Source organism: Shewanella profunda (assembly GCF_023283765.1).
Classification (GTDB): Bacteria; Pseudomonadota; Gammaproteobacteria; order Enterobacterales; family Shewanellaceae; genus Shewanella; species Shewanella profunda.
Genome location: NZ_JAKILG010000064.1, coordinates 1 through 20,565 on the forward strand (window position 1 = coordinate 1; position 20,565 = coordinate 20,565).

Annotated in this window: 15 protein-coding genes and 1 pseudogene; 7 read left to right on the top strand and 9 right to left on the bottom strand. The window is 46.7% G+C overall.

The annotated features are described in order from the left end of the window. Positions 1–41: 41 nt before the first annotated feature. Positions 42–1,535 (bottom strand): endonuclease, encoded by a 1,494-nt coding sequence (locus L2744_RS19940; RefSeq protein ID WP_248993525.1) that lies wholly within the window; start codon positions 1,533–1,535, stop codon positions 42–44. A 673-nt stretch (positions 1,536–2,208) separates the two neighbouring features. Here L2744_RS19940 and L2744_RS19945 point away from each other — a divergent pair. Both L2744_RS19945 and L2744_RS19950 read left to right on the top strand, forming a co-directional pair. Then, positions 2,209–2,640 carry a MarR family winged helix-turn-helix transcriptional regulator gene (locus tag L2744_RS19945; protein WP_248993526.1) on the top strand — a complete coding sequence of 144 codons (432 nt, stop codon included), beginning with the start codon at positions 2,209–2,211 and terminating at the stop codon, positions 2,638–2,640. Positions 2,641–2,735: 95 nt separating this feature from the next. Continuing rightward, positions 2,736–3,488: a siderophore-interacting protein gene (locus L2744_RS19950; protein ID WP_248993539.1), complete on the top strand. Its 753-nt coding sequence runs from the start codon at positions 2,736–2,738 to the stop codon at positions 3,486–3,488. A 97-nt stretch (positions 3,489–3,585) separates the two neighbouring features. Here the strand turns inward: L2744_RS19950 and hutI are convergent, their stop codons facing one another. Next, positions 3,586–4,812 carry an imidazolonepropionase gene (gene hutI, locus L2744_RS19955; RefSeq protein ID WP_248993527.1) on the bottom strand — a complete coding sequence of 409 codons (1,227 nt, stop codon included), beginning with the start codon at positions 4,810–4,812 and terminating at the stop codon, positions 3,586–3,588. 175 nt (positions 4,813–4,987) lie between these two features. Here hutI and hutC point away from each other — a divergent pair, with 175 nt between their 5' ends. From hutC to hutH, 3 genes are all read left to right on the top strand, one after another. Continuing rightward, on the top strand, positions 4,988–5,695 hold the full coding sequence (gene hutC, locus L2744_RS19960; RefSeq protein WP_248993528.1) for a histidine utilization transcriptional repressor HutC: 708 nt from the start codon (positions 4,988–4,990) through the stop codon (positions 5,693–5,695). Positions 5,696–5,850: 155 nt separating this feature from the next. Then, on the top strand, positions 5,851–7,518 hold the full coding sequence (hutU, locus tag L2744_RS19965; RefSeq protein WP_248993529.1) for a urocanate hydratase: 1,668 nt from the start codon (positions 5,851–5,853) through the stop codon (positions 7,516–7,518). Between the two features lie 52 nt (positions 7,519–7,570). Then, complete coding sequence (hutH, locus tag L2744_RS19970) at positions 7,571–9,112, top strand: histidine ammonia-lyase (protein ID WP_248993530.1); 1,542 nt, start codon at positions 7,571–7,573, stop codon at positions 9,110–9,112. Positions 9,113–9,237: 125 nt separating this feature from the next. Here hutH and L2744_RS19975 read toward each other — a convergent pair whose 3' ends face one another. The 6 genes and pseudogenes from L2744_RS19975 to L2744_RS20000 all read right to left on the bottom strand — a co-directional run bounded on the left by L2744_RS19975 (position 9,238) and on the right by L2744_RS20000 (position 16,649). Then, complete coding sequence (locus L2744_RS19975) at positions 9,238–10,485, bottom strand: glutamate-5-semialdehyde dehydrogenase (protein ID WP_248993531.1); 1,248 nt, start codon at positions 10,483–10,485, stop codon at positions 9,238–9,240. 32 nt (positions 10,486–10,517) lie between these two features. Further along, complete coding sequence (proB, locus tag L2744_RS19980) at positions 10,518–11,618, bottom strand: glutamate 5-kinase (RefSeq protein ID WP_248993532.1); 1,101 nt, start codon at positions 11,616–11,618, stop codon at positions 10,518–10,520. Between the two features lie 11 nt (positions 11,619–11,629). Then, positions 11,630–13,126: a sodium/proline symporter PutP gene (gene putP / locus L2744_RS19985; protein WP_248993533.1), complete on the bottom strand. Its 1,497-nt coding sequence runs from the start codon at positions 13,124–13,126 to the stop codon at positions 11,630–11,632. A 562-nt stretch (positions 13,127–13,688) separates the two neighbouring features. Further along, the gene (gene gorA, locus L2744_RS19990) at positions 13,689–15,044 is read right to left on the bottom strand and encodes a glutathione-disulfide reductase (RefSeq protein WP_248993534.1); all 1,356 of its coding nucleotides are present in this window, start codon (positions 15,042–15,044) and stop codon (positions 13,689–13,691) included. 133 nt (positions 15,045–15,177) lie between these two features. Continuing rightward, positions 15,178–15,732, bottom strand: coding sequence for a hypothetical protein (locus tag L2744_RS19995; RefSeq protein ID WP_248993535.1), 555 nt, complete (start codon positions 15,730–15,732; stop codon positions 15,178–15,180). A 128-nt stretch (positions 15,733–15,860) separates the two neighbouring features. Beyond that, positions 15,861–16,649: pseudogene (locus tag L2744_RS20000) on the bottom strand (hypothetical protein). Positions 16,650–16,958: 309 nt separating this feature from the next. On the opposite strand from L2744_RS20000, the gene prlC reads away from it, so the two are divergent. After that, positions 16,959–18,998: an oligopeptidase A gene (gene prlC, locus L2744_RS20005; protein ID WP_248993536.1), complete on the top strand. Its 2,040-nt coding sequence runs from the start codon at positions 16,959–16,961 to the stop codon at positions 18,996–18,998. Positions 18,999–19,171: 173 nt separating this feature from the next. Continuing rightward, positions 19,172–19,702 carry a thioesterase family protein gene (locus tag L2744_RS20010; protein ID WP_248993537.1) on the top strand — a complete coding sequence of 177 codons (531 nt, stop codon included), beginning with the start codon at positions 19,172–19,174 and terminating at the stop codon, positions 19,700–19,702. Between the two features lie 22 nt (positions 19,703–19,724). Here L2744_RS20010 and L2744_RS20015 read toward each other — a convergent pair whose 3' ends face one another. Then, entirely contained in the window at positions 19,725–20,372 is a 648-nt protein-coding gene (locus L2744_RS20015; RefSeq protein WP_248993538.1) for a glutathione S-transferase family protein, read from the bottom strand. Positions 20,373–20,565: the final 193 nt, after the last annotated feature.

Consider the following 20,565-nt stretch of genomic DNA (forward strand, 5'->3'; position numbering starts at 1 on the left):
ATTCCTATTAGTGTAACTTTCATTTTGGACACCTTTTGTTGTTATTGAACGTGCAAATTCAATATGGCGTAAATGACGCCTACTTCACAAGAGGTGTCCATCCCATCATCCATGTAGAAGATCATACGTGCGACATCGCCTTTGACCATGTCGGCAGGTTCAAAACTATCGCTATCAGTTTTGTTTGCCGGTGCTTCACTCAGAGGCGTTCCTCCTAAGGCGAAGTCCTTGTTACCGCGTGTACTGTTGACTGTCACATCCGCAGGACGTAAATGGTTAAGGTCGGTATAAGCGTGTTGACTGCTATTGGGGAAGCCATGGCTTTTTGCCCAGACGTGTTCTCGATTCCAAGCATCGAGGGAGCTGCTCATACCTGCACGATTGGTTTTCGGCTCTGAGCGGCCCGTATAAAGTAGAATTACGTTGTTGCTGTTATTTGGATCTTCGTCTGTGTAGTTTAACCCATCCCAGACTTGCGCATAGCTGAAGTGGGTTTGATCTCGAATAATCAGATTCAAACTCGTTTTCAGTGTGGTTCCGCTTTTACCTATCGCATTCGCATAATAAGTATCAAAGCTATAGCCATCAGGATTAGGTATTGTGCCGCCAGTGTTTCCACCAGTACCGTTATCTGGGTCTGTGGGTGTTGTTGGGATTGTATAATTAGCCGTTAAACTAGTATCGCTAAAGCTCTGATAAGCGACGATGTTGACGTAATAACGTCCTGCAGAGGCGTTTGCGATAGGGCAAGATTCATTGTTACCAGAAAGGTAAGGGGCGCAGTCGTGTTGGTTTGTCGTCGGCTCGTTACCGTAACGGACATACAAATCGGCATCCCCGCTGCCACCCTTCATTGTAAAACTGAGATCCGAAGCGTTTTCAGGAATATCAGCAACAAATTTGAGTACTTGGCCTTGGGCTGCACTTAGGTTGAGCAGGCTCTCACCCTGTTCAAGCACATTGTCATCCGTTGCTGGTGGCGTGGAACCGCTGCCATTATCACCGCCGGTATCACATTGGGACGTTAAGTTACCGCTTCCTGGTGTACCGGCATTGTTACTGGCGGCCCAATCAGCTTGTGAATTACTGTTAATGCTGGTTGTACGAACAAGGGAAACATCACGAACATTTAAACTCCAACCTGCAACTCCGCCTTCCCAAGCGACAAGATCAACTTCATCAGCGCCCTTGGTGAGGCGGACATAGTCACCCGAGTTACCTAAGCTAAGTGGCATAGGGGCGATATCGGGCGTTGAGCCAAAGAGGTTGTTAAAGCCCGCTGCATTGATTGCAACAGTGAAATAGTGCCCCGCCGCTAAAGTGCCTGTGAGGTTTAAGCTGGCACCATTATCTTTTAATTGGTATTGACTTAAATCGATAGTGTCACAGCCTGGATTAAACAGTTCTATATATTCTTCGACACTGTCATTATTTGGTGTGTCGTATAGCACTTCACTAATTAATAATTCGGCATTGGCATTCAATGCCAAGCCCGCCATGATCAAAGATATCGCGATTTTGGATTTATTTATCATCAACATTACTCATCATTATTATTTTATTTTCAGTTTGGCCTTATATCGGCCAATACTGGACCCCGAACAAATCCGTTTGAATCGATTAAAGAGTGATAATCGAGAAAAGCCGCTGCAGTATGCCACAACTAAGATGTCTGAAAAGTGTGTTTTGTGTTAATTTTTTGTGTTCTTCTTCGGTTTTAAATCGCTATTTTAATGACTTATCCTATCCATATTTGGCGTCTTAATTCGATATAAGTCGTTTTTCACGAGTCAGAACTCATTTAGTGCTTATGCAGTCATTAATCAGTTTTGCGTTCTGTAACTAATATTTTTATTTTGAGTAACAAATATTAAAATAATTAATTGCATGGAATGTTGTTTAATTATTTTGTTATGTTGACTATTTAATTAGTCCTATTTTATAAGATATAAGCTAAATAACTCGTTCGTAGTATAAAGCGCTTTTTTAGGGGTAAATATGCATTTTCTACGTCTTGTTTGATTAGTGGTATAGGCGAGAAATACAGAGTCGTTGGTATTTAAAATGAGTTTTTAGAGTAAAAAACCAAACGAGAGCATCACTATGTTTGGTATCCAGTGTCGTGATAATAATCGACAATCTTATTGGTTGACACAGTCAATTAATATCGATATGGTTGATGTTGTCAACTATATTGAGAGCCTTAATATGTCCTCATCACTCGGTGAAACTCTGCACAGATTAGTACATGCCTACAAAAAGCAATTGCGGGCGGATATTGATGCACAAGAGATTAATCTGCCTGTCACCCATATCCGTGCCTTGAAGGGCATTTGTCGTAATCCTGAATCGACAGCCCAGTCTATTGCCCTGCGTATGCAACGGGATAAAGCACAAATTACCCGTGTTCTCAATGAGCTACAACAGAGTGGTTTGATCACTAAAGTCGATAACCCCAAGGATGGCCGTAGCCAGTTACTTAGGCCGACAGTAGAGGGGGAAAAGTTGATGACCCAGATAAATGCCTCTGAACGGCAAACTGTCGCGCATATGACGCAAGCACTCAGTTCAGATGACGTAAACACATTTATTCGGCTTGCCAACATCATTAGCGATAGTGTCGATAAAGCCGAGTGTTGATGGGGTCAATGCCGTGCCGATTGTAGTGCACAAAGCCAGAGCAACAGGGCTGAATAAAAGGCGCTAGATTGGAAACTCAATTGGATAAAATGATGATGAATAAACCTGCACCACGTGAGCTAGAAGTGATTCGCTCCACTTATATTACTCCGCATATGTTACGCATCACCTTAGGCGGTGCGGGATTGGCAGGATTTCCTGTCGATCAAGAAAGTGCCTATATCAAGTTGTTATTCCCGCAAGCGGGTGAACGTCCATTGATGCGAACCTATACCATTCGCCAGCAACGTGCCGATGAAATCGATGTGGATTTTGTGCTGCACGATACCGACGGTCCTGCATCGAGTTGGGCGAAAACGGCGCAGGTGGGCGAACTCATTCAAATTGGCGGACCCGGACTTAAAAAACTGATCAACTTTGAGGCGGATTGGTTTTTACTCGCAGGTGATATGACAGCCTTACCCGTCATTAGCGTGAACTTAGCGCAATTACCAAAGGATGCCGTGGGTTATGCTGTGATTGAAGTGCTAAGTGAAGCAGATATTCAACCTCTCGTGCATCCTGAACATGTCGAGCTGCATTGGGTGATCAATCCTGAGGCCGATCCCGAAGGTCGCCCTTTGGTTGAGCGAATAGCCCAATTACCTTGGCTTGCTGGCGAGCCAGCCGTATGGATTGCCTGTGAATTTAATAGCATGCGCGCGTTAAGAAGACACTTTAAGCAAGCGCATGCATTGCCTAAGAGCCATTTTTATACCTCGAGCTATTGGAAAATAGGCTGTAACGAAGGTGAGCATAAGCTGGTAAAACAAGAAGATGAACAGTTAGAAAATGCTGCAAGTGCTTAAATCCAGATAAGATCGCCAAGTTTGATTTAGCGACCTTATCTAACCTTCTGCTTATGCCGTTCTTGCTGTTGATGCACCCATTATTGATGCACTTATGCTACTGGTGAACTAGCTTGCCATTCTTCACCACATCTTTGCAGGGATTGACGCCGTAGGAATAGGCTAGCTGCGCTGGCGTGGCGATATCCCACAGACAAAAATCGGCCTGTTTGCCAACGACTAAACTGCCGACGTTATCTTCAATTCCTAGTGCCTTGGCGGCATTTAAGGTGAGTCCGATTAGGGCTTCTTCTGGCGTTAAGCGGAACAAGGTGCAGCCCATATTCAGCATCAACAGGGTTGAGCAAATGGGGGATGAACCTGGGTTGAAATCGCTGGCGAGCACCATAGGTACGCCGTATTTGCGCAGTAAATCGATAGGTGGTTTTTGGGTTTCCCGCAAAAAGTAAAAGGCGCCCGGCAGCAGTACGGCGCAGGTGCCGCTTTCACTCAAGGCTTTTACGCCTGCCTCATCTAAATATTCGATATGATCTACAGACCTAGCACCAAGACGTGCGGCCAGTGCGCTGCCGCCCATATTGGTCAACTGCTCGGCATGGAGCTTAATCTCTAATCCCGCTGCTTTGGCTGCGCTGAGTACTCGTTCGGTTTGCTCAAGGTTAAAGGCGATATTCTCGCAGAACACATCCACTGCATCGGCAAGATTTTCGGCGATCACTGCGGGTAGCATCTTATTGATAATTAAGTCGACATAGCCGTCGCTATTGTCTTTATATTCTGGCGGAATTGCATGGGCGCCAAGGAATGTGGTCTTCACATCTACGTGGTGATGCTTGCCGAGCTCGCGGGCGACACGCAGGATTTTCAATTCAGTTTCAGTATCTAAGCCGTAACCCGATTTGATCTCAACCGTAGTCACCCCTTCTTTGCCTAGCGCGTTTAAACGCTGACGGCCGAGTTCAAATAATTCTGCTTCATCCGCTTCGCGGCAAGCTTTAACGGTTGAAATAATGCCGCCACCTGCACGGGCAATGTCTTCGTAACTCGCGCCCTGTAGGCGTAACTCAAATTCATTGGCGCGATTACCAGCAAAGATTAAGTGAGTGTGGGCGTCAATTAATCCTGGGGTGATCCAGCCGCCTTTGCCCCTGTAAACGGGAATTGACAAAACATCGAAGGCGGGCAGTTCGCTGCGGGGGCCAAGCCAAGCAATTTTGCCATCTTTTACTGCGATGGCCGCGTTGGTGATCGCACCATAAGGTGCTGATACGGAAGGGTCCATTGTGGCTAAGTTAACGTCTATCCAAACCTGATCCCAAGACATGTATTCCCCTCGCTGTGCTGGCAGATGTTAACCATGTTGATTAACTATTTATCAAAACTTATGTGAGCTAGCTTGTATTTACTTGTATATACAAGCTAGGATTGTAGCCGCAATTTTGAACGTTTGAAAGAGTGAATAGTACCTAGATTCTAGCGCTTTATATTGAGGAAATATTTTGGCTACTCCTAAGTTTGCAGAAATTAAGCAATACATTATCTCCTCTATCGAGTCGGGTGGGTGGGAAGAGCATGCTCGCGTGCCTTCTGAGAATCAGCTTGCCGATTTGTTTACCTGCAGCCGAATGACGGCGCGACGTGCGTTAACCGAGCTGACGGATAGCGGTGTGCTCGAGCGTTCTCAAGGGCTAGGCACCTTCGTCGCAGGGTGTAAATCCCAGTCGTCTATGTTGGCGATCCGCAATATTGCCGATGAGATAAAAGACCGTGGCCACGGCTATAGCGTGCAGCAATGGGTGTTAGATCAAGTCGTGGCGAGTACGAGTATCGCAATTCCCCTTGGGCTTGAGCACGGTGCGACAGTCTTCCATTCGATCTTAGTGCATTGCGAGCAGGGTTTACCGCTGCAAGTCGAAGAGCGTTATGTGAATCCCGAGTTGGTGCCCGATTATTTATTGCAGGATTTTACCCAGCAGACACCCCACGAATATTTGTCCCAAGTGGCACCGCTGACCGAGGCGCATCACACGATTGAAGCGATTATCGCCAGTGAAGAATTACAGCAAAGGCTCGAAATCCCCGCCACTGAGCCCTGTTTACAGATTTTACGCCGTACTTGGTCACGCCAAGGCGTCGTGAGTTTCGCAAAATTAGTTCACCCAGGTAGCCGCTTTAAACTCGGCGGCCATTTAACCTTTAGCAAGTAACGCCGGTGGCGTGGTTAATAGATGTAAATCAGTAACTTAAATAGCTGCACCCTTATAAGTTAAAAGATAAAAACACAATAAAAACAATAGTGCTAACCCGTATTAGCGACTTAGCGAATACGGGTTAACACCACAGGTTGAAAGAGGAAAATTCAATGGATAAGCGCCACGACCCAAGCCGCCGCATTATTGCACCGCATGGCACACAATTAAGCTGTAAAAGCTGGCTCACAGAAGCGCCAATGCGCATGCTAATGAACAACTTACATCCCGATGTCGCCGAGCGCCCAGAAGACTTAGTCGTCTATGGTGGTATTGGCCGCGCAGCCCGCGATTGGGACTGTTACGACAAAATCATCGAAGTCTTACAACGCCTCGAAGACGACGAAACCTTATTAGTGCAATCGGGCAAACCTGTGGGCGTATTTCGCACCCATGCGGATGCACCGCGCGTGCTGATTGCTAACTCAAACCTAGTGCCACATTGGGCGAACTGGGAACATTTCAACGAGTTAGATAAGTTAGGTTTGGCCATGTACGGCCAGATGACGGCTGGTTCTTGGATCTATATCGGTACTCAAGGCATAGTCCAAGGCACTTACGAGACCTTTGTGTCGGTCGCAAAACAGCACTTTGAGGGTATCTCTAAAGGCAAGTGGATTTTGACTGGCGGGTTAGGCGGCATGGGCGGCGCGCAAACGCTGGCGGGCACTATGGCTGGCTTCTCGGTATTAGCCTGTGAAGTCGACGAGACCCGCATCGATTTCCGTTTGCGTACTCGCTATGTCGATAAAAAAGCCACTTCGCTCGATGAAGCATTAGCCATGATTGAAGCGGCGAACCAAGCTGGCAAGCCAGTATCAGTGGGCTTATTAGCGAACGCCGCCGATGTGTTTGCCGAGCTGGTTAAGCGCGGCGTTACTCCAGATGTGGTGACAGACCAAACCTCGGCCCACGATCCATTAAACGGTTATCTGCCGCAGGGCTGGACTATGGCAGAGGCCGCAGCCATGCGTAAAACCGATGAAGCTGCAGTGGTAAAAGCGGCTAAAGCCTCAATGGCAGTGCAAGTTAAGGCCATGCTCGACCTGCAAACTGCCGGCGCAGCAACGCTCGATTACGGTAACAACATTCGCCAAATGGCGTTTGAAATGGGCGTGGCAAATGCCTTCGATTTCCCAGGCTTTGTTCCTGCTTATATTCGCCCACTGTTCTGTGAAGGCATAGGTCCGTTCCGCTGGGTGGCGTTATCTGGCGATCCCGAAGATATCTACAAAACCGACGCTAAAGTCAAAGAACTGATCCCAGATAATCCACACCTGCACAATTGGTTAGACATGGCGCGCGAGCGTATCGCTTTCCAAGGTCTACCAGCGCGTATTTGCTGGGTTGGCTTAAAAGATCGCGCTCGCTTGGCGTTAGCTTTCAACGAAATGGTCAAAAATGGCGAGTTGTCGGCGCCCGTGGTAATTGGCCGTGATCACTTAGATTCTGGCTCCGTGGCTAGCCCGAACCGCGAAACCGAATCTATGCTGGACGGCTCAGATGCAGTATCCGATTGGCCATTATTGAACGCGCTACTCAACACCGCCAGCGGCGCAACTTGGGTGTCTTTGCACCACGGCGGCGGCGTCGGCATGGGCTTTAGCCAACATTCGGGTGTGGTCATTGTGTGTGACGGCACAGATGCGGCGGCAAAACGTGTTGGCCGCGTGCTGTGGAACGACCCCGCGACAGGCGTGATGCGTCATGCCGATGCGGGCTACGAGATTGCGAAAAACTGCGCCAAGGAGCAGGGCCTCGATTTACCTATGCAAGACTAGCCGATGCTAACGACTCAATAACAATAATAACTAAAAGCTTGGAGCTAAAAATATGAAATCTGTGAATCACTTAGTGTTAACGCCGGGCAGCTTGAGCCTAGCGCAATTGCGCGAAATCAGCCGTCATAAGTTGACACTGGAACTCGCACCAGAGGCCATTACTGATATCAACACCAGTGCGCAAATCGTGCAAAAAGTGTTGGATGAAGGCCGCACCGTTTATGGCATCAACACGGGCTTTGGCTTGTTGGCCAATACCAAGATAGCGCCCGAAGATCTGCAATTGCTGCAACGCTCTATCGTGTTGTCACATGCCGCAGGTACGGGTCAATACATGCAAGATGCCACAGTGCGCTTGATGATGGTGTTAAAAATCAATTCATTAAGCCGTGGTTTTTCAGGCATTCGTTTAGAAGTGATTAACTTCTTAATCAGTTTAGTGAACGCCGAAGTGTATCCCTGCGTGCCAGAAAAAGGCTCTGTTGGCGCCTCGGGTGACTTAGCGCCACTGGCGCACATGTGTTTACCTATGCTGGGCGAAGGCGAAATGAGCTATCGAGGTGAGTTAATTTCCGCTGCCGAAGGTTTAGAAATCGCCGGCCTTAAGCCCATCGATTTAGCGGCCAAAGAAGGACTCGCTTTGCTTAACGGCACTCAAGCGTCGACTGCGCTGGCGCTGGAAGGGTTGTTCCACGCCGAAGACTTGTTCGCAGCAAGTTCAGTGATCGGTGCCATGAGCGTCGAAGCCGCTATGGGCAGTCGTAGTCCGTTCGATCCTCGCATCCATGCGGCGCGTGGTCAGAAAGGTCAAATCGATTCGGCCATGGTCTTCCGCCATCTACTGGGTGAAGAGTCTGAGATAAGCTTAAGTCATGCTAACTGTGAAAAGGTGCAAGATCCTTACTCACTGCGCTGTCAGCCACAGGTGCTGGGTGCTTGCTTGACGCAAATTCGCCACGCGGCCGATGTGTTAGGCACAGAGGCCAATGGCGTAACCGATAACCCACTGGTGTTCCAAGACACGGGCGATATCATTTCGGGCGGTAACTTCCACGCCGAACCTGTGGCTATGGCGGCGGATAATCTGGCGATTGCGATTGCCGAACTGGGCTCTATCGCAGAGCGTCGTATTGCGCTGCTGATTGATTCCAGTTTATCTAAATTGCCGCCATTCCTAGTGAAAAACGGCGGCGTCAACTCAGGTTTTATGATTGCCCAAGTGACAGCGGCAGCTTTGGCGTCTGAGAACAAAACCTACGCTCATCCGGCATCAGTAGACAGCTTGCCAACATCGGCTAACCAAGAAGACCATGTTTCTATGGCAACCTTTGCGGCCCGCCGCTTGCGCGATATGAGCGAAAATACTCGTGGTGTATTAGCAATTGAATTGTTAGCAGCGGCTCAGGGTTTAGATTTCCGCGCTCCTTTAGCCCCAAGTGCTGCGATTGCTAAGGCTAAAGCCGAGCTTCGCGAAGTGGTGGCCTATTACGATAAAGACAGATACTTCGCACCAGATATCGAAGCGGCAACGGACTTGTTATATACCGCCAGCTTTAATGGCTATTTACCGGCTGGCACCTTACCGAGTTTATAGGATCTCAGAGAACGAGAACGAAAAGGCACAGGTTTATGGCCTGTGCCTTTTTGCTGAACGCTGTATATAAAAATCAACAATAACAGCGCAATCGCGGTTGTTCGCTGAGTTTCTAAACTTGCAATTTAAGCTCTTATTTGACCCGTTCCAGAAACTAAGTATTTTTCAGCAGTTAAGGACTCGAGCCCCATAGGGCCATAGGCATGTAATTTAGTGGTAGCTATGCCGATTTCGGCGCCGAGGCCAAGTTCGCTTCCATCTGAGAAGCGGGATGAGGCATTTACCATCACCACTGATGCATCGATTGAGCGTTGAAATTTGGCCGCGGTGACCTCATTGTTGGTACAAATCACTTCCGTATGGTGGCTACCAAATCGGGCGATATGCTTGGCGGCGGCATCAAAGTCTTCAACCTGTCGAATCGCAATTTCTAAATCCAAATACTCTTGACCAAAATCTTCCTCCGCCATCTCAGTGCATGCCTCAAAATAAGCTGCAGCTTTGGAGCAAGCATTGATTTTTACTTGATGCTCGGCCAGTGCCTTGGCTACTTTGGGTAGAAATTGTGGCGCAATATCTTGATGCACCAGCAAGGCTTCGAGTGCATTGCAAACACCAGTGCGCTGGGTTTTGCCATTGAGTAGCAAATCCAACGCCATAGTTTGATCGGCATCCTTATCGATATATAAGTGACACACGCCTTTAAAGTGTTGAATAACCGGAATACTGCTGTTTTCTGTCACATAGTTAATAAGGCCTTCACCACCGCGGGGGATGATCACATCAATAAATTCGCGCTGCTGCATAAGTTCTAGCATAAGTGCGCGATCGGGATCGGGCACCACGCTAATCAAGGCCTTGGGTAAACCGTATTGGGCTAACACATTTTGCAAAATCGTGGCGATAACCTTGCTAGTGTGCAGGGCTTCCTTTCCGCCACGGAGGATCACGGCATTGCCGGATTTAAAGCAAAGGGCCCCCGCATCGGCGGTGACATTAGGGCGTGCCTCGTAAATCATGCAAACTACCCCTAATGGGACGCGCATTTTGCTGATGGATAAGCCATTGGGGCGCTGGCCTATATAACGCTCATTACCGATAGGGTCAGGCAATGCGGCAATGGTTTCAATACCCTGCGCCATAGCCTCGACTCGTGCTGGGTTGAGTGTTAAACGGTCTAGCATTGCAGGGCTGATATTGTCAGCCGTGGCTCTGTGTAGGTCTATTAAATTAGCGCTTTGGATTTCATAGGATTTCTCTCTAATCGAGCGCGCCATATCCAGTAATACAGTATTTTTTAGGTGCTCATCGAGCAAGGCGAGTGTAAGTGCTGCCTTGGCGGCATCTTCAGATAAGTTTTTGATTAAAGACATATTTACTCCAATTATGTTTACTCGGCTTATGTTTATTCGAGAATAGCGATGTTTTTCTCGGAAATGATCGGTCCAGTCTTTTGCTGAAATTCACTGGCAAACTGCCGATCTTCTTGCTCTGTAATAAAGTTGAGTAGGCAACTGCTGTAATTGGATTTGGCCTTGGCCAATTTTGTGCCATCGTCTTTGCGCACTAGAATGGTGTCACCTACTGAGAAATCTCCTTTTACTTCAACCACATCATCACTGGTTAACTGTTGGCTATGGATATCGAGGGCGATATTAAAGTCATTTTCAACAATGACTTCGCCCTGAGCCTGCGAGGTGTGAGTCATCCAATGCAAATGATCTTGCATTGGCTTTTCATCTGGGGTGAACAAGGTGCCAGGGTTCTGGCCTTTCAACAATTGGTTGAAAGAGTCAGCATCAAAGCCATTGATAATAAAGGTCTCAATCCCGTGGGAAATGGCCTTCTTGGCGGCTTGTATCTTAGTGCGCATACCGCCAGTGCCAACAGCACTGCTGGTCTCGCCCGCCATGGCGTAGATTTCGGCATTAATCTCGGTGACTCGTTTGATAAGCTGTGCATCGGGATGTTCATGGGGGTTTTGCGTGTAAAGTCCATTCACATCCGAACAGATAATCAAGGTATCGGCATCGGCCGCTGCGGCCACCATGGCCGAGAGATTATCGTTATCACCAACTTTAAGCTTATCGGCGGTCACGGCATCATTCTCGTTGATGATAGGTAGTAGCCCATGTTCGAGTAGGCTAAAAATCGTGTCTTTGATGCTGATGTAACGATCTCGATTACGTAAGTCACCATGGGTTAGCAGTAGCTGTGCGGTCGGGAAATCGAATAACTTGTTCCATGTGGCCATCATATCGGCCTGACCTGCTGCAGCCATGGCTTTCTTCACTGTGACGCTGGGATTCGCTTCAACGTTAAAGTGATGCCATCCCGCGGCGACTGAGCCCGAAGAGACCAAGACAACTTGGATCCCTTGGGCACGACAATAGGTAATAAATTGGGCTATGCCGAGTAAGTAGTGGCTGCTGCAACCTTGTTTATTGGGTGCAATCAGGGCACTACCGACTTTAACGACAATACGTTTCCAGGGTAAGTCCGTCATACCTGCGCGCCTCATCTGTCTTCGGCTAAAACACGGCCAGCCTTGTGGAACATCTTAGTGGTTTTTGCACTAGGATCGGCATCGAGAAAGCTCACCAGCCAAATGACCGCACTGCTGACGAGAAACCCGGGGATCATCTCATACACTAAGCTAGTTAAGGCTTTACCATCGGCGAGCACGGGGGCGTAAATCCAAAACAGTACAGTAAGTGCGCCAGAAATGATTCCCGCAATAGCTGCTTTATGGGTTAAGTTAGCTTTATATAAGCTAAATAACACGAGTGGACCAAAGGCTGCGCCGAATCCTGCCCAAGCATTACTGACCAGAGAAAGGATACTGTTAGAGCGATCAAGCGCTAAAAGTGTTGCCACAATACCCACACCTGCCACGCCGTAACGGCCCATTTTCACCATGTCTTTTTCACTTGACTCTTTTTTCGATACTACTCGATAAATATCTTCTGTCAGCGAACTCGATGACACCAATAATTGCGACGAAATCGTGCTCATAATCGCCGCAAGAATAGCCGCCAGTAAGAAGCCACTAATCAGTGGATGGAATAATAATTCAGAGAACACAATAAAGATGGTTTCGGGATCGTTAAGCTTCATACCAAATTTATTCGCGTAGGCAATACCGACTAATCCCGTTGCCAGTGCACCGACAATGGTGACTGTCATCCAACTGATGCCGATGCGTCTTGCCATCTTAATATCGGCAACTGAACGTATCGCCATAAAGCGCACGATAATATGTGGTTGGCCGAAATAACCTAACCCCCAGGATAGGCTTGAAATAAGTCCGAGGAAGGTGACGTTTTGCATTGCATCGCTAAAATGGGGAATTGACTGATAGGCAAAGTTCATCATCCTATCGGCGCTGATAAATTCTTGATAAGCAACCACAGGCACTAAGACTAAGGCAACAAACATAATGCAGCCTTGCACAAAGTCGGTAAGGCTTACGGCTAAAAAGCCCCCTAGCAGAGTATAGGAAACCACTACGCTGAGTGTGACTACTAGGCCAATGTTATAATTTAGGCCGAAAGCCGACTCAAATAACTTACCTCCCGCCACTAACCCTGCGGAGGTGTATAAGGTAAAAAAGATCACTATGATCACTGCGGCGATAATACGGATACTACTGTTAGCATTGCCAAAACGCTTAGCAAAAAACTCAGGAATAGTGAGCGCATTGTTAGCGACTTCGGTGTAAACCCGCAGTTTTGGTGCTACCACCAAATAATTAATTAGTGCACCAATTAATAATCCGAGGGCGATGTAAATGGTTTCAAAACCCACTAGAAACATTGCACCCGGAAGACCCATAAGCATCCAGCCGCTCATATCCGATGCGCCAGCCGAGAGTGCTGTGACCTGTGGGCTAACCTTACGGCCACCTAAAATATAACCTGACACATCGCTGGTGGATTTACGGTAGGCAAATAAACCAATAGCGAGCATGGCAATAAAATAAATACCTAAGGATACGTAAGAGAGGGAATCCATCGATTATTTTCCTCCTAACGCTTTGTTATTTTGAATGGAACTCGGTTTCAAAATGACAAAGAGATAGGTGCTTAAAATGGCGAATAAACACATAAACTGCATTGATTCCCGAAGACGAATTCGGGCCGAACTTACTACCTGTGAGATGGGATTTTCATCCACTGTTTTTGCCGATGACATAAAATTTCCTTGGTTTATTGGGATTAAATCAGATGGGGATAGCACTTTATTTTGTTAGTACTCTAACTATATTAAGGCATTTTGGGGTAAAAATTCAACTTAAAATGACTTTTTGCTGAGTATGGCGGTTGAGGGTTGCTTAATTTATGGTCTAAAAATAATTTGACCACTGATTAATTTGAGCTGATATTGAAAGGTATAATTAAGCTTTGACCATCTGTACTCAGGTCGGGAATTGAAGTAAAAAAACGGATTAGACTGAATCTAATCCGTTGGTATGAAATCGATTACGTAAAGGCTCTTAAGTTTAAGGCCCAAGGCACTAAGGTTTAAGGCTTAGCCGCGTTCCGAGTATTCCTTAGATTCCTTTGCCCTATGGCTTTTAGCGCATAGTAACAAACTCCTCGGCCCCAGTTGGGTGGATAGCGACAACTGCATCAAAATCGGCTTTAGTTGCGCCCATTTTCAACGCCACGCCGAAACCTTGAAGAATTTCATCCATTCCAAAACCGATACCGTGAATACCGACGACTTTTTCGTCCTTGCCAGCGCAAACTAACTTCATCTTACAGGCTTGGCGATGGGCAGTGACGGCCGTATACATTGAGGTAAAGGTTGAAGTATACACTTTGATGTTTTCATCACCGTATTGCGCGCGCGCTTCGGGTTCGGTCAGGCCCATGGTGCCAATAGGTGGATGGCTGAAAACCACTGTTGGGATCAGGCTATAATCCATTTTTGCGTCAGTCATGCCGTTAAATAAACGCTCGGATAGCAAACGTCCCGCTTTAACCGCCACGGGTGTTAACTCTACGCCGCCAGCCATAATATCGCCGACACAGTAAATCCCTTTGTGGGTGGTATTTTGCTGTGCATCTGTTACCACATAGCCTCTGCTATCTAGTTGCACATCAGTGTTTTCTAAGCCGATATTGCCCGTTGCGGGTGAACGGCCAATGGCCCAAATTAAACAATCGATGGTGATGCTTTCGCCATTTTCTAAACTTAATGTCAGGCTGTCATCGGCATTTTTAACGACGGCTTTTGGCACGCTATGGGTATGCAGTGTCGGACCGTCAGTTGCCATGGCATCGACGAGGGCATCGACCAATATAGGGTCAAAATTACGCAGCGGCGCATGTTTACGCACTAATAAGTGGGTTTCACTACCCAGAGCATGTAAAACGCCAGCGACTTCAACAGCGATATAACCCGCACCAATTACGGCAACTCGTTTAGGTTGCTCACGTAGGGCAAAGAAACCATCGGAATCGATACCATATTCCGCGCCGGGAATATTTGGAATGGTCGGTGCGCCGCCAGTGGCGATAAGAATATGATCTGCAGTGTAATATTCACCGTTCACTTCAATGGTGTTGCCATCCACAAAGCGGCCATAGCCATTTAGTAGCGTGACTTTATTGCTCGCAAAGCCACGGCCGTAAGCATCGTGAATGCGGCCGATATAAGCTTCGCGGTTATTAACGAGTGTGTTCCAATCGAACTTATTCACCGTAACGTCGAACCCATAATCTTTAGCGTAGAGGTTCATCGCTTCTGCAACGTGGGCGCCATACCACATGACTTTTTTCGGAACACAACCCACGTTGACACAAGTCCCGCCAACATGCTTCGCTTCGATGAGTAGAACCTTTGCACCACGCATTGCCGCACGGTTTGCTGAGGCGATACCGCCACTACCTGCACCGAGGCAAATATAGTCAAAATGTTGAGCCATGAGTTTCTCCGTCTTACTTCAAGGATGAGATGCTTTACAGCAGAAGATCATTGTAGGGTGGATTGTGACTACAGACCAGTCTATTCACAAGACTGTGGTTTTTATGGAAAAGATCCCTAATTTCTATAAAAGGTTAGCGTGTGATTGTTTCGCGGCGATATTGGCAACGTGAGTAATCGTTTTGGTCAGGCCCTTCTGCTCCGCACTTGAGGCATTGCCATTCTTTTTGGCGGGCAGAGAGTTCATCGATTTGATATTGGGCAGGTTTATTTTGTTTGCCGCTGCTTAGCGCTTCTAGCTGATCCATTCGTTTATCGAGCCATCGACAGTTTGGATCGTTGGCGACTTGCACACGACTGGCAAGCTGTTGCTTGCGAGTGAGTTTTTTACTTTTCGAGGTTTTTGTGGGTTTAGTCGTTTGGTTTTTTTGTATTTCAGTACTCGTGACGGTTGGAGCCGAATACTCAAAAGCACTTTGCGGCTGGTTGGGGATATTAATGGGTTTACCATCGCTATCGAGTAAGGTGCCTAGGGGTAATGGCTGATTTTGTTTGGGTTGAGATAAAGAACCTAAAGTAGGCTCGGACTCATCCGTTTGGCGGGCTTGAGTTGGATTGGTCGCTAAAAATAAAGTGACTAAAGCTAGAATAGATACTGAACGAACAATATCGAAATGATGCGCTAACATTCCCTGTCCCTCTGCTTAATTGGTTATGGCTGGCAAACGTCGCTCCGTCGACGCATTGAGTTTAGTTAGCCGATACTTTTTTGCCAAGGTGTAGGCGTCAAATTTGGCGAGAAGTAGCTGATGAAAGCCTAAAATGTCATTGCCAAGTGGATACCTGCATAGGTTTGATCCTGTGAGCTAAAATCACCATTTTCCGCCATTTCTTGCTCAATATCGTTCTGGGCTATGCTGTGACTTATATGGCCGATCAGATGGATATCTGCTGTTATTTGATAGCTGGCTTCTAGGCCAAACTGTAGATGATTTCTACCATTGTGGTTTTCAGTTCTATATTTAAAATCAAAACCTTGAGTGATATATGGTGTGAGAGTGAATTGGTCTGTGATATTCCAATAACTGTGTAAACTCACTTCAACAAAAGAACCTTCAGCCTCCGTGGAGTAAACATAACTTACCGAAGGTATTAACCAAGGTGTCGCGGTATAGGCGAGTTCACCGAAAAACTCATTATCTTGGCAACGGTTGTCGCTAAACCCTTCAATTCGTTGATAACCCAAATTCGCTTCTAATTGCTCAACCAAGTTGAGGGTATATTCAAAGCCAATATTCCACTCGGTATAGGTTTGGCTATCACCACGCCCCACTAAGGCGTAGGTCGTTAGATTATTATATTGGATTGAAGCATTCGCCCAATAAATGCCACCATATTTTTAATTGTCACGCCCCTGTGAGATATATTTGCTATCCCACCCAAGGTCGAGTGTGAGCGTCAAAGGTGCAGCATCTTGATTGGGCTGTTGTTGACTTGAGATACTTTCCGTCTGGATTAGGTTTTCATTTGCCAATACCGTTTGGTTTAAGCAGAGCACCCCTAAAGTGCAAAGTATGTGAGAAAAGATCACCGTGGGTGTTGCCATATACCAGCCAGTTTAAGTTGTAGTTAGATGATAGGAGAATTTTAACGCGTTTGAATTTGAGTGTTAATGAGAATGGATTAGGTTTGCGATCAAGTCGTCAAGTTCACTTAAGTAAATTAGATGTAAATATTAATTGAGAACTAGTTCACTTTTTTTATGTGTAATTACCGCTAGCGCCGCGGTCGAAGGAGGCAATCGATATTCTCGCCTTGATAAATAGGGTATTAGCCCTTATTTATACCCAAATAACCTCAAGATCCTGAAACTGGCATCTTGAAGATACCCTATACAGATTGTTGAGGAGTCAATATGAGCAACCCTTTGCTTAGCGGCGCAAAATTACCACTTTTTTCACAGATAAAACCGGAACATATTCAAGTCGCTGTTGAGCATGCTATTGCTCAGTGCCGCGCTAAGATTGATGAAGTGCTGCAGAATCAAGGTCCTTTTACGTGGGACAACTTGGTCGCACCATTAGAACAGGTTGACGATGAGCTAAGCCAAATTTGGTCGCCCGTTTCTCATATGAATTCAGTGACTAGCACAGATGAGTGGCGTGCCGCCCATGATGCTTGTTTACCACTTTTATCGGAATACGGCACTTACGTTGGCCAACACCAAGGTTTGTATCAAGCCTATAAAGCACTGCGAGCCTCCAATGAATTTGCGCAATTGAGCCAAGCGCAGCAGATGGTGATAGAGCACAGCCTACGCGACTTTGAACTATCAGGCATTGGCTTAGATGACACGCAAAAGGTGCGTTACGGCGAAATTGTAAAACGTCTTTCTGAACTCACCAGTGGCTTTTCGAATCAATTACTGGATGCGACGCAAGCTTGGACTAAGTTGATCACAGATGAAGCCGAGCTTGCTGGTTTGCCTGAGTCTGCCAAAGCCGCCGCTAAAGCGATGGCGCAGGCACGTGAGCTAGAAGGTTGGTTATTTACCTTAGATTTCCCCTCTTATCTACCCGTCATGACCTACAGCGAAAACCGCAGTCTTCGGGAAGAATGCTATCGTGCGTTTGTCACTCGCGCCTCGGATCAAGGTCCCAATGCCGGCGAGTTTGATAACAGCCCGCTGATGGACGAAATTCTTGCTTTGCGCCACGAACTCGCATTGTTACTCGGTTTTGACAGTTTTGCCGACAAATCCCTGACGACGAAAATGGCTGAAACGCCGGCGCAGGTGATGGCATTTTTAAATGAGTTAGCGCTGCGCTCAAAAGATCAAGCCAAGGCCGAATTAGCCGAGTTAAAAGCATTTGCCGAGGCCGAATATGGCGTGACTGAAATGGCCTCTTGGGACTTAAGCTTCTATGCCGAGAAGTTACAACAGCATAAGTATGAGATTTCACAGGAAATCCTGCGCCCGTATTTCCCCGAGGATAAAGTGCTCTCGGGCTTGTTTTACACTGTATCGCGTTTGTTTGGCCTTAAGATTGTCGAGCAAAAAGATTTTGACCGTTGGCATAATGACGTTCGTTTCTTCGATATTTTCGACGAAACTGACGAACATAGAGGCAGTTTCTACCTCGATTTATATGCCCGCACGGGTAAGCGCGGCGGTGCTTGGATGGATGATTGCCGTGTGCGCCGTCAAACCGCCAATGGATTACAAAAGCCAGTGGCATATTTGACCTGTAACTTTAATGGTCCGGTCGATGGCAAACCTGCGCTGTTTACCCATGATGAAGTGACAACCCTGTTCCACGAGTTTGGCCATGGTATCCACCATATGCTGACCAAAATCGATGTTGCAGGTGTGTCGGGCATCAATGGTGTGCCTTGGGATGCGGTCGAATTACCAAGTCAATTTATGGAAAACTGGTGTTGGCAGGAAGAAGCATTAGCCGAAATTTCTGGCCACTTCGAAACGGGCGAGCCATTACCTAAAGCCTTGTTAGATAAGATGCTTGCGGCGAAAAACTTCCAGTCTGGCATGATGATGCTGCGCCAACTCGAGTTCTCATTGTTCGATTTTAGAATGCACCACGAATATGACCCCGCTAAAGGCGCGCGTATTCAAGAAACCTTAGACGAAGTACGTCGTCAGGTGGCCGTATTAACACCACCGGACTTTAACCGTTTCCAACATGGTTTTGCCCATATTTTTGCGGGCGGTTATGCCGCAGGTTATTACAGCTATAAATGGGCTGAAGTGCTCTCGGCGGATGCGTTTTCTCGCTTCGAGGAGGAAGGGATTTTTAACCCTGAAACGGGTCGTCGCTTCCTGCACAATATCCTCGAAATGGGTGGTTCAGCCGAACCTATGGACTTGTTCAAACAGTTTATGGGACGCGAGCCGAATATCGATGCCCTGTTAAGACATTCAGGCATTGCTGCATAGCTAATAGTGAGAATTGATAAATCAGTTTAAGTTAACGGGCTGATGATCCAGCGCTATTAACTTGGCTTAACGGTAAAAGACGCCCTAGGGCGTCTTTTTTGTGATCAAAATCACGCTTGCCCTGTGGTATGACCTCTGTTAGCCTGTGGCTCTTATTTCAAGGACGACTGGTTATGAATCTGTACTTTCGTTTGTTTTGGTTGTTGTTCTGGCGTACGCGCCACTGTCGTAAGATCGATTTTCTAGGGACAAGCCGTATCACTTACCGTGCTTTGCCGAGTGATTGCGATATCAATTTTCACCTCACCAATTCTCGCTATCCCGCGTTTATGGATCTGGCGCGGACTTATATGTTGGCCGAGATGGGTCTGCTGAAACGTTTCTTAAAGTTGAAGTGGATGCCGATAGTCAATGCCGCTGAATTTACCTATATTCGCGATATCAAGCCGCTAAAAACCTTTGAGATTGAAAGCAAAATTGTTGGTTGGGATGAAAAGTATTTCTATATTGAACAGCGTTTTATGACCGACCGAGGTGTGCATTGCATCGTTCATGTGCGCGGTGTGTTTGTGTGTAAAGGTAAACAAGTACCGTTAGCATTATTGGTGAAAGAGGCGGGTTACACCGATCCAGCACCTGAGTTGCCACCAGAAGTGCTGAAGTGGAAAGCATTTTTACAGTTGAAGAAAGAACGTAATATCTAGCGGAAATGACGCATAGCTTAGCTTAAGGTATGCTTCTGATCCCTGTGTCTTTTTCCATTTCTGCGAGCAAAACCTCCTCAAGTACCAGCTCCCAAGCACCGCGCAGTTGTGCTTGCTGCCAATAACGCACTAATTCATCCAAATCCAATAGATTTAAGTGTTGAAAACTATAGCTTAAGCAGGGTATTAGTGCGCAGTCGGCTAAGGTAAAACTATCGCCACATACCCAGTGATGTTGGCTTAAGTGGGAGTTTAAGCGCTGGAATTGTGCAAGCAGTTGCCGCTCAATTTGCTTAATCTCAAATTCATGATTTTCATCCAGGTATTTTAACTTTTCTAATTGAAACAACATATTATTAATATCACTATCGATAATTCGATCGAAAAGCCGCACCTGCAAGTTACGTTGGGGATCGCGGGGGAGTAACTGAGTGCTGTTATCAAAATGGATGTCTAAGTACTCGATGATAATACTAGACTCGGGAATGAGTTGCCCGTCTTGTGTTTTGAGTAGTGGTAATTTTGCGGGTGGATAGAATCTCTGAAATGCCTTGCGTGATAGTGGATCGCCTAGGTCGGTAATTCGTGGATAAAAGTTAGCTTGCTTTTCATAGAGAGCAATTAATACTTTCTGGGAATAACGAGACAATGGATGATAAAAAAGCTCCATAGGTTTTCACCCCCTACTCCAGTTTTTTACTGACGCTAAGATATAACTTTAGTCGCAATCGAGACTATTCGTATAGGAATTTCCAGGGCGGGATCATACTTTGTTAACTAACGGAAACTTTTAGGCTTAAACAGGATCAGAGCAAGCATGTTATGCTAACGACCTATTCCCTATGTCACTGTTTGAACACTTG